Consider the following 14,384-nt stretch of genomic DNA (forward strand, 5'->3'; position numbering starts at 1 on the left):
CCACAGTCTGTACCCTAGGGTCAGAAGCTTGCCTGGTCCCTCCACCCCGACAAGTCTCTTCTTTCTAAGACTTGCCGGGTAACCATACAAGCTTGCCTGCAAACGAATGGGTTCCGGCACCAAAAGATTCGCTTGCAGGCAAGCTCCCACAGCGGCTTCGTGATTCAGTGAGCAACGGCCCGGAGGGTGACCGCCATGGACGGCGGTCATAAAAAATCGTCGGGAACGATTTTTAACGTCACTTCAGTGACGGCCCCGGGGGGACCGCCATGGATGGCGGTCATAAAAAACCCCGCGCGAGGCGGGGTCAAAAGAACAGATTCAGCGCTTGGAGCAATTACTTTTCCACGAAGGCCCGTTCAATCACGTACTCGTGGATATGGCCGCCACGGCTCTCACGGAAGCCCCAGCCGTCCAGCAGGCTGGTGAGATCCTTGAGCATGGCCGGGCTGCCGCACAGCATGAAGCGGTCTTCTTCCAGGCTGGGTTGGGGCAGACCCAGATCCTCGAAGATTTTCCCTGAGTCCATCAGATTGGTGAGCCGGCCCTGGTTACGGAACGGTTCCCGGGTGACGGTCGGGTAGTACTTCAGCTTGCCCTGGATCATGTCACCGAAGAACTCGTTGTTGGGCAGTTCGTCCTGGATCATGTCCTGGTAGGCCAGCTCGGAAACGAAGCGTACGCCGTGGGTCAGGATCACCTGGTCGAAGCGCTCGTAGATTTCCGGATCCTTGATGATGCTCAGGAACGGCGCCAAGCCGGTACCGGTGGACAGCAGCCACAGGCGTTTGCCCGGCAGCAGGTGGTCCGCCACCAGGGTGCCGGTGGGTTTGCGGCTCACATAGATCTTGTCGCCCGGCTTGATCTTCTGCAGCTGGGAAGTGAGCGGACCGTCCGGCACCTTGATGCTGAAGAACTCCAGCTCTTCCTCGTGGTTGGCGCTGGCGATGGAATAGGCGCGCAGCAGAGGACGACCATTGTCCTGCTCCAGACCGATCATGGTGAAATGGCCGTTCTTGAAGCGGAAGCCCGGGTCACGGCTGGTGGTAAAGCTGAACAGGGTGTCGTTCCAGTGCCGAACACTGGTAACCGTTTCAGTATTCAGATTTGACATAAGCTAATGCGCCTTTATTCCAAAATACTTTAATTGATGAGAATGTAACCGTTTCGCCCATATCGGTAAAATGGGTTGTACCGATATTTGATATCGACTTTGGTGATAACAATGAGATACACCCTGCGACAACTGGAGGTGTTCCTCGCCGTGGCCCATCACGAGAACGTGAGCCGGGCGGCACGGGATCTGAACATGTCTCAGTCCGCCGCCTCCGGCGCTCTCAAGGAGCTGGAAACCCAGTTCGACATCAAGCTGTTTGAACGTGCTGGTAAAAAGCTGCGGCTCAATGAACTGGGGCGTCAGCTTTGGCCCAGAGCGGAAGCTCTGTTGGGGCAGGCCCGGGATCTGGAGTCCGGTTTGCAGGCTCACCAGGAGTTGGGGCGCCTCAAGGTCGGGGCCACACTGACAATCGGTAATTACCTGGCGGTGAATATCATGGCTCGGTATATGGCGGAGCAGCCCGGAGCCCAGGTGAAACTGGAGGTGGCGAATACCGCCACCATCGTCGACCGGGTGCTGGCCTTCGATCTGGATATGGGGTTGATCGAAGGGGAAATCAACCACACCGACCTGGAGTTGCTGCCCTGGCGAGAGGACGAATTGGTGGTGTTCTGCGCTCCTGATCACCCGCTGGCGAAACAGGAAACGCTATCCGACGAAGACCTTCTGGCCGCCACCTGGATTGTACGCGAAACCGGATCGGGAACGCGACAGACCTTCGAGCGGGCCATGCACGGCCTTCTGCCCGGTCTGAAACTGTTGCTCGAATTGGAGCACACTGAAGCGATCAAACGGGCGGTGGAGGCCGGGCTGGGTATCAGTTGTCTGTCCCGGGTATCGCTGCGCGAGGCGTTTCGGCGCGGTTCCCTGGTGCCGTTGACCGTGCCCGGGCGGGATTTCAGCCGTGAGTTCTATTTTGTACTGCATCGGCAGAAATACCGCAGCCCCGGCGTTGAGCGCTGGTTGGAACTGTGCCGGCAATCGCCCGAGTAAAGATAGTGATCAGGGCCGGTAGCGCTCGCGAATCAGACCATCCAGCTTGCTCCAGGGCACGGTCAGTTCCGGCTGGCCCATGGCGTAGGGGGCGATGCTGTAAACATTGTAGAGCAACGCCACGCCCTGGTCGGTGATATGGAAATCGCCGGTTTGCAGGAAGGGCCAGGTGTCGCGAAAGTCCTTGTCGGCTTCGATGTCATCCGCCAGCCATTGTTGATGCACCTCGGCGGCGGCTTTCCAGAATGCGTCTTCCCGGCCCGGCTGTAACACATCCTGCAATGTGGCGCGCCGCTGTTCCCGACGGTCCCAGTTCAGCAACTGCACCACCGGCATGCCATGGGCCCCACCGGTGATTTCATAGCTGTCGAGCTGCAAGGTGACCAGCCCGGCGCGCTCCCCCAGCAGCGACACTTTTGAGTTGAGCTCCCAGCCCATGCTCTCCACTTCCGCCGCTTCCCTGGCATCGGACAGGAAGCCGTCCGCCACCGCGGCGAAAGAGGAGGCCCCGTCATCGGCGCCATTGCTTAGCTGCTCAAGCAGGGTGCTTTCCAAGGCCCGGGTAAGAGGTGCGTCTTCGGGGAAGGTGAGCCACTGCAAATCCACCTTGGAGCAAGGGTCATCCGGGCAGGATTCGCTTTCGCGGGTCAGAGTTTGCGATTTCGAGGTCAGCGGTGTGTCGCCGGGCTGCTCGGCCGGGGGCGCGGGCTGGTCCGGCTGGGCGGCCCCGCTGTTCTGGCCGGATGCCGCGCCGGATTGGGCGGGGGCGTCGCTGTCGCCACAGCCGGCGAGTAACAGTGCGAGTGTCACGGTGGGGAGCAGGAGGCGCATAACCGGGTCCTTGGTTGTGGTGGCGGAAGCCTCAGTGTGCCGCAATGCCGTAAGAGGGAAAAGGCGAGCGCAGGCTCTTACAGTCTTTTGCACGAAAGAGCTACGCAAAAGGGCACAATAGGGGCTGTGCTATAGGAGAGTTTTTATGCGTCATTCCCTGTTGATGGCGGCGACGTTGATGGTGGCGACCACCTCGCTGAGCTGGGCGCAAAGCGACACCACCGAAGGCGTCCCCAATGTGAAGCAGCCTGACAAAGAGAATGTGCAGGCGCAGTTGAACGACACCTGGCAGGAAATCCGCAACTACGGCGTGGAACAAAAGGAACGTGCTCTCGACGCGGCTCGCCGGGGGCTCGACATGCTGGACGAGAATATCGACGAGCTGCAGAAAGAGATGGACGAAGGCTGGGACACACTGTCCGAACAGGCCCGTGCGAACAAGGAGCAGGCGCTGGAGAACCTGAAGAAACAGCGCGAGGAACTGGGCAAGGAATACAGCGAACTTCAGGAAGCCACCCGTGGAAACTGGGAAGCGGCGAAGAGCCGTTTCGGTCAGGCGTGGGAGGCCGCCAAGGACGGTTGGCGGGAACTGACCAAGCCGGCGGAAAAAAGCGACGCCGAGGATGGCGGCACTATTTCCATATAAGTGTTCCGGCCCATCAAGCCCTGAGTATCGCCACAAGGCCGTTGTGGGAGCGTCAAGGGTGTAAGCGCTTTAAATATCCGCGTAGTCCTCGCCGCCGTTGAGCCAGCGGCGCAACAAACGTTCCACTCGCCCCGGGTAGCGTTCCAACAATGTTTGAGCCAACTCGCGGGCCGGCTCCATCAGGGCTTCGTCGCGAACCAGGTCGGCGATCCGGAAGGCCAGTTCCCCGGTCTGCCGGGTCCCGAGCCATTCGCCGGGCCCACGCAGCTTCAGATCTTCCTCGGCGATGACGAAGCCATCGGTGGTCTCCCGCATCACCGCCAGCCGCCGCTTGGCGGTCTGCGACAGCGGGGTCTGATACAGCAGCAGGCAATAGCTCTGGCCACCACCCCGGCCCACCCGGCCACGGAGCTGATGGAGCTGCGCCAGTCCCAGACGTTCCGCGTTCTCCATCACCATCAGCGTGGCATTGGGCACGTCCACGCCCACCTCGATAACCGTGGTGGCGACGAGAAGGTGCGCTTCGCCGGCGGCGAAGCGGGCCATTCGCTGCGCCTTGTCTTTTGCTTTCAGGCGGCCGTGCACCAGCTCTACGTTGAGTTCTGGCAGCGCTTCGCGCAGTGCCTCGAAGGCCGCCTCCGCCGCCTGAGCCTGTAACTCGTCGGATTCCTCGATCAGAGTGCACACCCAGTAGGCCTGGGCCCCCTCCAGACAGGCGGAGCGGATCCGGGCAATCACCTCGTCACGGCGTGAAGCGGGGAGCACCAGGGTTTGAATCGGCTTGCGCCCCGGTGGCATCTCATCAATCACCGAGGTGTCCAGATCGCCGTAGACGCTCATCGCCAGGGTGCGGGGGATTGGTGTGGCGGTAAGCGTGAGCTGGTGCGGCACCTGATTGCCGAAGCGGCCTTTCTCCCGCAGCGCCAGCCGTTGTTGCACGCCGAAGCGGTGCTGTTCGTCGATGATGATCAGACCGAGCCGCTGGAAGGCCACGGCGTCCTGGAACAATGCGTGCGTACCCACCACCATGGCGGCGCTGCCATCGGCCAGGGCGGCCAGATTTTCCCGGCGCGCTTTCTGGCCCAGGCTGCCCGCCAGCCAGTGCACCGGAATCCCCAGCGGCGCCAGCCAGTGCTCGAAGTTGGCCCGGTGCTGTTCCGCCAGCAACTCGGTGGGCGCCATCAGGGCCACCTGATAGCCCGACTCGATGGCGGTCAGCGCCGCCGCCGCCGCCACCAGCGTCTTGCCCGAGCCCACGTCGCCCTGCAGTAACCGCAGCATGGGATGGTCCCGGCGCAGATCGGCGCCGATTTCGCCGATCACCCGGCTCTGCGCGCCGGTGAGCTCGAACGGCAGGCTCCGCAGCAGCTTCCGCAGCAGGCGGTCGCCATCGAGAACCGGCGCCGCCAGGGTCTTCTGTCCGGCTCGTTTGGACAGCATGCCCAATTGGTGCGCCACCATTTCTTCCATCACCAGGCGCTTCACCGCCGGGTGGTTGCCGTCCAGCAGCAGATCCACCGGGTCATCGGGGCCGGGGTGATGGAGCATTTCCAGGGCATTGGCGAGACTGGGCAGGTGGCGTTGGTCCAGCAGATCGGAAGGAATCAGTTCCTCGGGAGTGTGCTGGCGCAGGATATCCAGCGCCTGGCCGGCCAGATTGCGCAGTTGCCGCTGGCTGACACCTTCGGTGGTGGGGTAGACCGGGGTCAGCGCGCGCTCCAGCGGTGGCAGCTCCGGGCCGAGCTGATACTCGGGATGATAGAACTCCAGGCCGGCGGCGCCGGGGCGGGGCTCGCCATAGACCCGGATCGGGCGGCCCTTTTCCAGGTTGTTCTTTTGCGCGGCGCTGAAGTGATAAAAGCGCAGGGACACCAGGCCTGTGCCATCGGCGATCTTGCACAGCAGTGAGCGGCGCTTGCCGAACACCACGTCGGCGGCCAGGATCTCCCCTTCGATCACCACGCCTTGTTCCGGGCGCAGAGCACCGATGGGGGTGATACGGGTACGGTCCTCGTAACGGAACGGCAGGTGGAAGATCACATCTTCCACCGTCCTTAAACCCAGACGTTCCAGTTTCTCCGCGGCTCGGGGGCCGACTCCCTTGAGCCGGGACAGGCCCATTTCCGCCAGTGATACCGCCATTGCTCGCTATGTCGTCGCAGTGAATGGGAGACGGCGGCGCGGAGAAAGCCTCAGGCCGCCAGGCCTTCGCGGGGTACCGCGTGGCGCAGCACTTCAATGGCCTTGGGCCGGGGGAAGCTGTCCCGCCAGACCAGGGCAATGGTGCGTGAGGGCACCGGCGCGGTGAACGGACGCACGGCAAAAGTGCTTTTGTCGTAGCCGTGCTGATACAGCGCGGAGTCCGGCAGTACCGTGATGCCCAACCCGGAAGCGACCATGTGACGCAGGGTTTCCAGGGAGCCGCCCTCGATCTGTACCAGATTGCGCTGACGCTCGGAGTTGATCGCCGGGCATAGTTCCAGCACCTGATCGCGGAAGCAGTGACCTTCGCCGAGCAGCAGCAGGGTTTCGTCCAGCAGCTGCTCCGGGCGGATGTGCTGCTGCTTGGTCCAGGGATGGCTCGCCGGCAGCAGCACGGAGAAGGATTCCTCGTACATCTTGGCCCGCACCAGGCCGCCGCCGGAGAACGGCAGAGCGACGATGATGGCATCCAGCTCCCCGCGCTCCAGCTTGCCGCGCAGCACATGAGTGTAGTTTTCCTCAATGAACAGCGGCATTTCCGGCGCTTCCGCGTGCACTCGCGGTACCAGAGTCGGGAACAAGTAAGGCGCCACGGTGAAGATGGCACCCACTCGCAGCGGCGAACCGAGCTGGTCGCGCTGGCTCATCGCCATCTGCTCCAGCAAATCGGCCTGTTCCAGTACCCGTTGTGCCTGGGCCACAATAGGCTCCGCCTGGGGCGTGACCACCACTTCCCGCGGGCGGCGTTCGAACAGAGGCATGCCGAGCTGTTCCTCGAGCTTCTTGATGGCGGCGCTGAGAGTGGGCTGACTGACATTGCACACCTGGGCCGCGTGACCGAAGTGCCGCTCACGAGCCAAAGCGACCAGATAGCGAAGTTCTGTTAGCGTCATGGCAATAATATGTAGAGGCAATTGTGACCATTGTGCCCAAGAGGAAACCGATGAGCCATATCCTAATTGCCGGATTGGGAGATCTGGGCGGCGGCCTGGCGCGGGCGCTGAGTGACGAGGGTCACAGCATCAGTGCCATTCGCCGGAGTCCGCGGGCCCCCCGCGGGGTCCAAGTGTATGCCCAGGACCTGGTTCGCGATACCCCCTTGCTGCCGCCGGAGCCAGTGGATCTGCTGGTGATCGTGATGACACCGTCGGAATACTCCGAGGCCGGCTATCGGGCCGCTTATCTGACCGCCCCCGGCCGTTTGCTGGACGCTCTGGCGCAGCGCCAGCCGTTGCCGCCGACTCTGTTTGTCTCCAGCACGGCGGTATACGGCGATCTGCAAGGGGATGTGGACGAGGACACCTCGCCGGTTCCACGGCGCTATAACGGCCAGGTGATGCTGGCGGCGGAAGAAGCCATCAGCGCCCGGGCGCCGTCCACGGCGGTGCGTTTCTCAGGTATTTACGGGCCGGGCCGCACCCGTCTGTTGCGCAAGGTGGAACAGCTTAGCCAGGGACAGGACGCGCCGCCGGCGCCGGTGTGGACCAACCGTATTCACCGGGATGATTGTGTCGGCCTGCTGCACACTTTGGCCAGGCGTTGGCTGGCCGGGCAGACGGTATCGCCGGTGGTGCTGGGCACCGACAACCATCCGGTCAGCAACCTGACGGTTTACCGCTATCTGGCCGAACTGCACGGCTGGCCGCTGACGCTGGAGGAGGCCCCGCCCAGCGGCAAGCGGCTGTTCAGCCGGTTTATCGCCGAAGGCGGCTACCGCCTGCGTTATCCCGATTACCGGGAAGGGTACCGGGGGCTTGTTGGCGGAGTAGAATGACCTCCCGCGTGGCGCCGGTTCTTGCGCGCCGCCGCGGAATCAGTAGAGTGTGCGCCTCTCGGGCCTGAAAGCATGGCCCGGGGCCGCCCGCGGCGCCTTGCCGGCGTACCGGTGGCCTGTTAAACGGAGCCCAGGCACGGTCACGCCGGGATCGGGCTCCACAATGGCCGACGCAGCGTCGGCGCATGGGAGTGAAACGATGACCGTACCCGTAGCTGTTGTAATGGGGTCTCAGTCCGACTGGGACACCATGAAAGAGGCCTGTGACGCCCTTAGCCAATTCGCGGTGGGTTGGAAAGCCCAGGTGGTGTCCGCCCACCGCACCCCCGAGCGCCTGTTCGAATTTTCCCGCAATGCCGCCGATGAGGGCTATCGCATTATCATCGCCGGTGCTGGCGGTGCCGCCCATCTGCCGGGCATGATTGCTTCCATGACGCCGCTACCGGTGCTGGGCGTGCCGGTGCAGAGCCGCGCCCTGTCCGGTCTCGACAGTCTTCTGTCCATCGTGCAAATGCCCAAGGGCGTGGCGGTGGGCACTCTGGCCATCGGTACCGCGGGGGCCTATAACGCCGGCCTGCTGGCGGCGCAGATGCTGGGTAGCCACGATGACGCGCTGCGCCAGCGCATCGCCGAGTGGAAAGCCGCCCGCGCCGATGAAGTACTGGCTAACGCGGATCTGGGGCAGGGCTGATGAATCGGGTACTGGTATTGGGTGGAGGCCAATTGGGGCTGATGATGGCGGAAGCCGGAGCCCGTCTGGGGCTGGTGGTGGATCGTTACGACCCGGAGCGGGCATTGTTGCTGCCGGGCACTTCCGATTTGCCGGTACCCATCGATCTGGAGACCTGCCTGGACCGCTATCCGGTGATCACCGTGGAGCGGGAAGCCTTTCCCGATAGCGGCCTGTCCGCCGAACTGGCTCGCAGCGACCGTTGCGTGGCTCGGGGTGCCCTGAAGGTAATTCCGGACCGCTTCGACCAGAAAACCATGCTCGACAAACTGGGGATCCCCACCGCCGAATGGATGAACCTGGATCGCGCCGAGGATCTGGGTACCGCCATTCAGCGTTTTGGCGGGGTGGTGGTGAAGGCGCGCAGCGGCGGCTATGACGGCCGTGGTACCTGGATCCTGGATGCCGGCGACGATACCTCGGTGGTGCCGGTGACGGAATTGGTAGGCCAGGCCATCATCGAGCGGAAGGTGCCGTTCCAGCGTGAGCTTTCCATCGTCGGAGCCCGCAATCTGCAGGGCGACACACTGTTTTACCCGCTGACCCGCAACTGGCACGTGGATGGCATTCTGCGCCTGAGCCTGGCTCCCGCCCGTGCCTGCGAGACGTTGCAGCAACCCGCCGAAGCCATGCTCAAGGGCATCATGGAAGAGCTGGATTATGCCGGCGTAATGGCGGTGGAGTTTTTCGAGGAAGAGGGCCAGCTGGTGGTCAACGAGATCGCCCCGCGTGTCCATAATTCCGGCCACTGGACCCATGAAGGCGCCGACTGGTCGCAGTTCGACTTACACGTGCATGCCCTTGCCGGCGTGCCGTTGCACGCGGTGAACGTGCATGGTCCCACCGCCATGGTGAACCTGATCGGCACACCATTCGACCAGGCCTGGCTGCAACATCCGGGGGTAGTGCATTGGTACGGCAAATCCGTGCGCCCCGGACGCAAACTGGGGCACGCCAATCTGGTGGCCGACACCCTGGAGGAACTGCGCGAAGGGCTGCGTGCCTGGGCCGACGTGCTGCCGGAAGGGTTCGAGGCGGTGCTGGATTCGGAACTGGGCCTGTAAATCCGGATCCGACTGGCAATGCGATCAAAAAAAGAGGGAGCGGATGCTCCCTCTTTTCGTTTCGGGGATCAGAGGAGACCGCAGGCGGGCAAGCCCGGCCGGTCCTCGGTGGTGAACTGACAACCGTAGTCGGGATCGGCCACCGCCGCCGGGTCGAGAATCTCATCCCCAGCCGGTTTCACCGAGTTCTGTTCCCAGTTGATCATGTCGGCGAAGGCGGTTTCCTGTTCTTCCTGGGTGAAATCACAGTGCCCCGGAGACCGCAGTGCCCGCTGTACCAGCCAGGTGTCGCTGCCATTGGCCGCGGCCCGCTCGCGGTAGACCTGGGCATGTCGGAACGGCACATACAGATCCCCCAGCCCTTGCAGACTGACCACCGGGATGGTGAATTCACCGTTGACCACCGGAATCCAGCGCAGACCGTCGCTGCGCGGACCGTTGGCGGCCGGGTTCTCCTCCACTCTCAGAATGGTGTCGTTGAAGGCCTGCTCCTCGGCGGTGAGGGCCGGGTCGTTGTCGAATTGATAGGTGACATCGGCATTGCCGGTGAGGTTGTCGGCGAGGATGCCGTTGACGGTGCCGTCGCGCCCGCCGGTGCCCATCACTATGTTCCAATAGTAGGTGCGGAAGCCGATATCCGCGATGGGCCGTTCGCCGCCGGAGAGATGGCGGGAGATCGTCATCATTTTCTCGCCCTCCGCCGTGGGGGTGCCCAATGCGGAGGGGGAGGGAACCTCCTCCCACAACACCGCGTTGATGGCGTCGGCATCGAAGTTGGTGGCCGGCACGCTTTCCAGCGGCGGCACGTTGTTGTCCGCGGTATGCGCCAGATGCTGGGCGGCCATGGTGAACCAGGCCAGATAGTTGAACTCAAGCGTGTCCGCCACCACACCGCACATGGGCACGGCGCCGTCATAGTGCACGACGTTATTGGCGGTGTCGTAGGTTTCCTGCTCGATGGCGGCGGCGGTGACGTGGCCGCCCATGGAATGGCCGGTGATGTAGATCTTGCTCGGCGTATCCAGTTCGCGGCCGTTGGCGCTGGCGATCTCGTTGAACGCCAGCGCCAGTTCGTTGGTGTCCTCGACGCCGGTTCGTACGTCATAGTAGTTGGTGGAGTAGCTGGAGGCCGCCCAGGCGTAGCCGTTGTCCAGGAACCAGCCCCGCAGGCTCGGATTGGAAACGGTCAAGGTCTCGCCCTCGCCGCGATAACCGTGGGCATACATCACCAGTTTGCCGTTCCAGTTTTCCGGCACTTCCATCCGGTAACCGGCGCCGTTGGGCCGCACGCCCCACCAGCGGCTGGCGCTGTCGTGCCCTTCCAGGGCCTCGAATGGCAGGCTGGCTTCGTCCGCCGTGAAAGTACGCTGATCCTGGACGCGGCTGGGTTCGCTCGGCGCCGGGTCCCGGTCGCTGTCACCGCCGCAGGCGGCGATGCTGGCCGCGAGCAAGCCTATGGCCAGAGGTTTAAGAAATATAACGGAATGCGAGTCCATCTGGTGTCTCCCTTTCTTTATTGGTGTTATATAAGTAATCGTTCATTGTGTTTCGCTATGCGGAATAGTCTTTCTATAAAGCGAAACGCACTCAATATGAGAGGCGGTTACGATGGCGTCAACCTGTGAAAGGGAAGAGGTGGGACCTGAATCGCAAAGCGTCGCCGAATCACAAACGGCGGGGCGGGATCGACCCGAAGGGGGCGACTGAGCCCCCCCTCCGCGAGCCGGCTTTTAGTTAGAAATCCACGCGTTGCATTGCCAGATCGGTGATCTGAACGGTGCCGGCGACGGTTTGGTCGAACACCAGCTCCACCGCGTTGAGGTTGGTGAAGTCCACGCCCTCGAAGGCGGTAAGGGGAATGGCAACGGAGTTCAAGGTGGTTTTTTGCGAGCCGTGATTGGCATCGTCATAGAAAGTGTGACCCGGCGGATAGAACAGTCCGTTGCCGTAATCGCTGGCGGCCACGGCGGCGCGGTTACCGTCCATGTCCTCGAGCACCACCTGGAAGTCCTGGCCGTCCGTGTTGTCAGTGTCGCCATGCGAGATGCCGACGCGTACCGATAACACCTGATAGTCCGTGGCGTTGGTGCCCAGCAGCTCGGAGCGGTACGTGGCGGCGGTATCCCAGACCATGAACAACTGCTCGGCGATATTGAAGGTCGGCGTGGCCACGTCACAGCCTTCCCCGGGCCGGCCGTTGGTTTGACAGATGCCGAAGCGGGAGAAGCCGTCGAATCGCACCGCGCCACCGAGATTGTTGGTGGTCAGGCTGGCCGGATCCAGGGTGTCGTCGATGACCAGTCGCTGCCCGGCGGGTGCGTGCACGCTGAGCAGAAAGCGGTCGTCGCAGGGTGCTTCACCGGCTGGACAGAGTGTCTCCGGCACAGGCGTCTGGCCATTCCAATAGGCACCGAACTCCTCTTCGCCACCGATGAAATAGCGAAAGAAGGAAGCGATGAAAAACAGCCCGTGGGCTTGCTGCATTTCCGGCGTGTCGCGGCCGTTGCCGGCGGCGTTCTCACCACACCAGGGATCATCACCGTCGCTGTCCAGGATGGTCCAGTCGTCCGGGCGGGTATCGGTGGTCCAGACGGTATTGTAATAGTTGTGGTTGGCGCCCATCGGAATCAACTGGAATTTGGCATAGGGATCGTTGTCCACGGCGTAGCGGCTGGTGTCGTAGGCAAAGTTGCCCATCAGATCTTCCACGTCGCCGTCACAATAGCCGGCCAGGGACAGGAAGTTCACGTTGCTGACGGTCTGAGTGTTGTAATCGGTGGGGGCCAGGGCGAACACCGCCGTGATGTTGTGAGGCTCGGGCTGGGCGCGGTTATACAGCACGGTTTGGTTGACCCCCTCGCCACCCCGGGAATGCCCCATGATGCCGATCCGGCTAATGTCGAGCTTGCCCATCAGGTTGTCCAGACCGTTGCCGCCGGCCTGATTGATGGTGCGAAACTCATCCAGATGGCGGACCACCAGCATGGCTCGGGCCAGGGCGCCGGTATCGCCGTTGCCGGGGCTGCTGTCATGGTCGTTGATATCGTTGGCGTCCACGGAAATGACGGCATAGCCGTGGCTGGCCAGATTTTCGGAGATGTACTGGTAACCCCGATAGCTGGGGATCGGGTTTTCGCAGTCGTCATCGTCGATGCCGCGGCCGTCGTAACACGTGCCATGGCGGCCATGCAGGAACAGCACCAGCGGGAACGGGCCGGCTTCGCCCTCAGGGTACTGAATATAACCGTGAATATCGGTTTCGTAACTGTCGCCATTCTTGTTGTCCACGACGGTCATGCGGCCGAACTGGTATTCATTCTCTGATACACCATAGGCGCCGGTGGTGGCGGCATCGGCGGCCACCGTATTGGTGATCGGGTCCGGTTCAGTCTTGGCCGCCGGCGGAGGGTTGTCGGAGGAACTGTCGCCGCCACAACCACTAAGAATCAAAGAGATGGAAAGATAAAGTGCTCCCGCACCCTTGAGTGACAAGGGCGACATGCTGATGCTCATGCTGTTTTTCCCCTTTTGCTGATAACGGCAAGCGTCCCAGGAGGACCAGACCGATAAGGCAATAGAGATGCCATTTACTGACCGGTGTCAGGGGAAAACAAACTGAGGAGTAGGTAAGGTTTTGTTTTAAAAGTGGATTCCGTTTTCGAGAAAACCAGGGGTGCCGTTTATCAACGAGATGGGAGAGGGCGGGGGAAAAGTAATCGCGGTGCAAGCCGGTGCAGCGGAACTGGAAAGGGGCATCCGGTAGGATGCCCCTGATTAAAAGTGGTGCGGGAATAGTGCCTCTGAATCGATCAGGCGATATCCATGATGCCGTCCATTTCCACCCCGGCGCCTTTCGGCAGGGCGGCCACGCCGATGGCGGCGCGGGCGGGGTAAGGCTGCTGGAAGTAACTGGCCATGACCTCATTGACCAACGCGAAATGGCTGAGGTCGGTAAGGAAGATGTTGAGTTTGACGATGTCCTGCAGGCCGCCACCAGCGGCTTCGCAGACCGCCGCCAGATTGTCGAAGACGCGGCGGATCTGGGCTTCCATGTCGCCTTCCACCAACGTCATGGTGGCGGGGTCCAGCGGAATCTGGCCGGACAGGTACACCGTGGAACCGGCCTTGATGGCCTGGGAGTAGGTGCCGATGGCCGCCGGCGCCCGGTCGGTATTGATTACGGAACGATTGGACATGGTAGTTCAGTACTTGAGTGTGAATGACGGCGCCCCGACTGCCCGGTGACGCTCAGGAAGAAGCTATGCTGGCACGCGAGGCCAGGAGGCGCAATAGACCTGCGGCCTGGCCGGCAACCATGTATTCAGGGGTAACTGCATAGCCGCCGCCCGGACCAGGCTCCTACGGCGGCTTGGTCGTCCGTTTCACAGCGAATTGCGGGACAACTGGGCCCCTTGATGAGGCGTACCCCTTATAATGGCGTCACTGAAGCCGCTGTTTGACCGTCCCGCCATGCCTGTGTGTCCCTGCCAATCCGGCCTCGATTACGAGCAATGCTGCCAGCCCCTGCACCGGGGTGCTCCGGCGCCCTCGCCCGAAGCGCTGATGCGCTCCCGCTACAGCGCTTTTGTCCTCAACGATGCGGCCTACCTAAAGGCCTCCTGGCACCCGGCTACCCGGCCCGCGCCGCTGACACTGGAAGACGGTGATCAATGGCTCGGCCTGACCGTGCTGGACAGCCATCAGGAGGGGGAGGATGGATGGGTGCATTTCCGCGCTACCTGCCGTGAGGGTGACGGCTTCGCGGTGTTGGAAGAGCGGTCACGTTTTCTGCGCGAAGACGGCCGCTGGTTCTATCTCGATGGAGAACACGACGTGCGGCCGCTTAAACCCGGCAGGAACGACCCGTGCCCCTGCGGCAGTGGCAAAAAGCATAAGAAGTGCTGTGGGTGAAAGGTCTGCCGCGAAGCCGCTGTGGGAGATTCTATGTTGGAGATCAAGCGATTTGGGTCTCCGATTGGTAGGTGGTTTTGTGCTTCATCAGGGCGAAGGCGATGCGAGCGAGTTTG

Annotated in this window: 13 protein-coding genes; 6 read left to right on the forward strand and 7 right to left on the reverse strand. The window is 62.3% G+C overall.

Features of this window, described 5'->3' with window-relative positions; translation table 11 throughout:
- Positions 1-337: 337 nt before the first annotated feature.
- The gene (locus CRO06_RS19580; protein WP_022996612.1) at positions 338-1,114 is read right to left on the reverse strand and encodes a ferredoxin--NADP reductase; all 777 of its coding nucleotides are present in this window, start codon (positions 1,112-1,114) and stop codon (positions 338-340) included.
- Between the two features lie 111 nt (positions 1,115-1,225).
- Here CRO06_RS19580 and CRO06_RS19585 point away from each other — a divergent pair, with 111 nt between their 5' ends.
- Positions 1,226-2,110: a LysR family transcriptional regulator gene (locus CRO06_RS19585; RefSeq protein WP_022996611.1), complete on the forward strand. Its 885-nt coding sequence runs from the start codon at positions 1,226-1,228 to the stop codon at positions 2,108-2,110.
- Positions 2,111-2,119: 9 nt separating this feature from the next.
- Here CRO06_RS19585 and CRO06_RS19590 read toward each other — a convergent pair whose 3' ends face one another.
- Positions 2,120-2,941, reverse strand: a complete 822-nt coding sequence (locus CRO06_RS19590; protein ID WP_022996610.1) for a DUF3298 and DUF4163 domain-containing protein — start codon at positions 2,939-2,941, stop codon at positions 2,120-2,122.
- 145 nt (positions 2,942-3,086) lie between these two features.
- Here CRO06_RS19590 and CRO06_RS19595 point away from each other — a divergent pair, with 145 nt between their 5' ends.
- Positions 3,087-3,587, forward strand: a complete 501-nt coding sequence (locus CRO06_RS19595) for a sll1863 family stress response protein (RefSeq protein ID WP_022996609.1) — start codon at positions 3,087-3,089, stop codon at positions 3,585-3,587.
- A 69-nt stretch (positions 3,588-3,656) separates the two neighbouring features.
- Here the strand turns inward: CRO06_RS19595 and recG are convergent, their stop codons facing one another.
- Positions 3,657-5,729 (reverse strand): ATP-dependent DNA helicase RecG, encoded by a 2,073-nt coding sequence (gene recG, locus CRO06_RS19600; protein ID WP_097059209.1) that lies wholly within the window; start codon positions 5,727-5,729, stop codon positions 3,657-3,659.
- A 50-nt stretch (positions 5,730-5,779) separates the two neighbouring features.
- Positions 5,780-6,682 carry a hydrogen peroxide-inducible genes activator gene (locus CRO06_RS19605; RefSeq protein ID WP_022996607.1) on the reverse strand — a complete coding sequence of 301 codons (903 nt, stop codon included), beginning with the start codon at positions 6,680-6,682 and terminating at the stop codon, positions 5,780-5,782.
- 50 nt (positions 6,683-6,732) lie between these two features.
- On the opposite strand from CRO06_RS19605, the gene CRO06_RS19610 reads away from it, so the two are divergent.
- From CRO06_RS19610 to CRO06_RS19620, 3 genes are all read left to right on the forward strand, one after another.
- Positions 6,733-7,563, forward strand: coding sequence for an NAD-dependent epimerase/dehydratase family protein (locus CRO06_RS19610; RefSeq protein WP_244902863.1), 831 nt, complete (start codon positions 6,733-6,735; stop codon positions 7,561-7,563).
- A gap of 199 nt (positions 7,564-7,762) precedes the next feature.
- Positions 7,763-8,254: a 5-(carboxyamino)imidazole ribonucleotide mutase gene (gene purE, locus CRO06_RS19615; protein ID WP_026948870.1), complete on the forward strand. Its 492-nt coding sequence runs from the start codon at positions 7,763-7,765 to the stop codon at positions 8,252-8,254.
- On the forward strand, positions 8,254-9,357 hold the full coding sequence (locus CRO06_RS19620; RefSeq protein WP_097059210.1) for a 5-(carboxyamino)imidazole ribonucleotide synthase: 1,104 nt from the start codon (positions 8,254-8,256) through the stop codon (positions 9,355-9,357). The genes purE and CRO06_RS19620 overlap by 1 nt, the downstream gene beginning before the upstream one ends.
- A gap of 68 nt (positions 9,358-9,425) precedes the next feature.
- On the opposite strand, the gene CRO06_RS19625 is transcribed toward CRO06_RS19620, so the two are convergent.
- The 3 genes from CRO06_RS19625 to CRO06_RS19635 form a co-directional block, all read right to left on the reverse strand.
- Positions 9,426-10,853 (reverse strand): alpha/beta hydrolase family protein, encoded by a 1,428-nt coding sequence (locus tag CRO06_RS19625; RefSeq protein WP_097059211.1) that lies wholly within the window; start codon positions 10,851-10,853, stop codon positions 9,426-9,428.
- A 238-nt stretch (positions 10,854-11,091) separates the two neighbouring features.
- Positions 11,092-12,870, reverse strand: coding sequence for a poly(ethylene terephthalate) hydrolase family protein (locus CRO06_RS19630; RefSeq protein WP_097059212.1), 1,779 nt, complete (start codon positions 12,868-12,870; stop codon positions 11,092-11,094).
- A 296-nt stretch (positions 12,871-13,166) separates the two neighbouring features.
- A complete protein-coding gene (locus CRO06_RS19635) occupies positions 13,167-13,553 on the reverse strand; it encodes a RidA family protein (protein WP_022996600.1) in 387 nt (128 codons plus the stop codon).
- Positions 13,554-13,791: 238 nt separating this feature from the next.
- Here CRO06_RS19635 and CRO06_RS19640 point away from each other — a divergent pair, with 238 nt between their 5' ends.
- Positions 13,792-14,268: a YchJ family protein gene (locus CRO06_RS19640; RefSeq protein ID WP_244902864.1), complete on the forward strand. Its 477-nt coding sequence runs from the start codon at positions 13,792-13,794 to the stop codon at positions 14,266-14,268.
- Positions 14,269-14,384: the final 116 nt, after the last annotated feature.

Origin of the sequence: Alloalcanivorax xenomutans (assembly GCF_900217905.1) — a bacterium.
In the GTDB taxonomy this organism is placed as follows: Bacteria; Pseudomonadota; Gammaproteobacteria; order Pseudomonadales; family Alcanivoracaceae; genus Alloalcanivorax; species Alloalcanivorax xenomutans.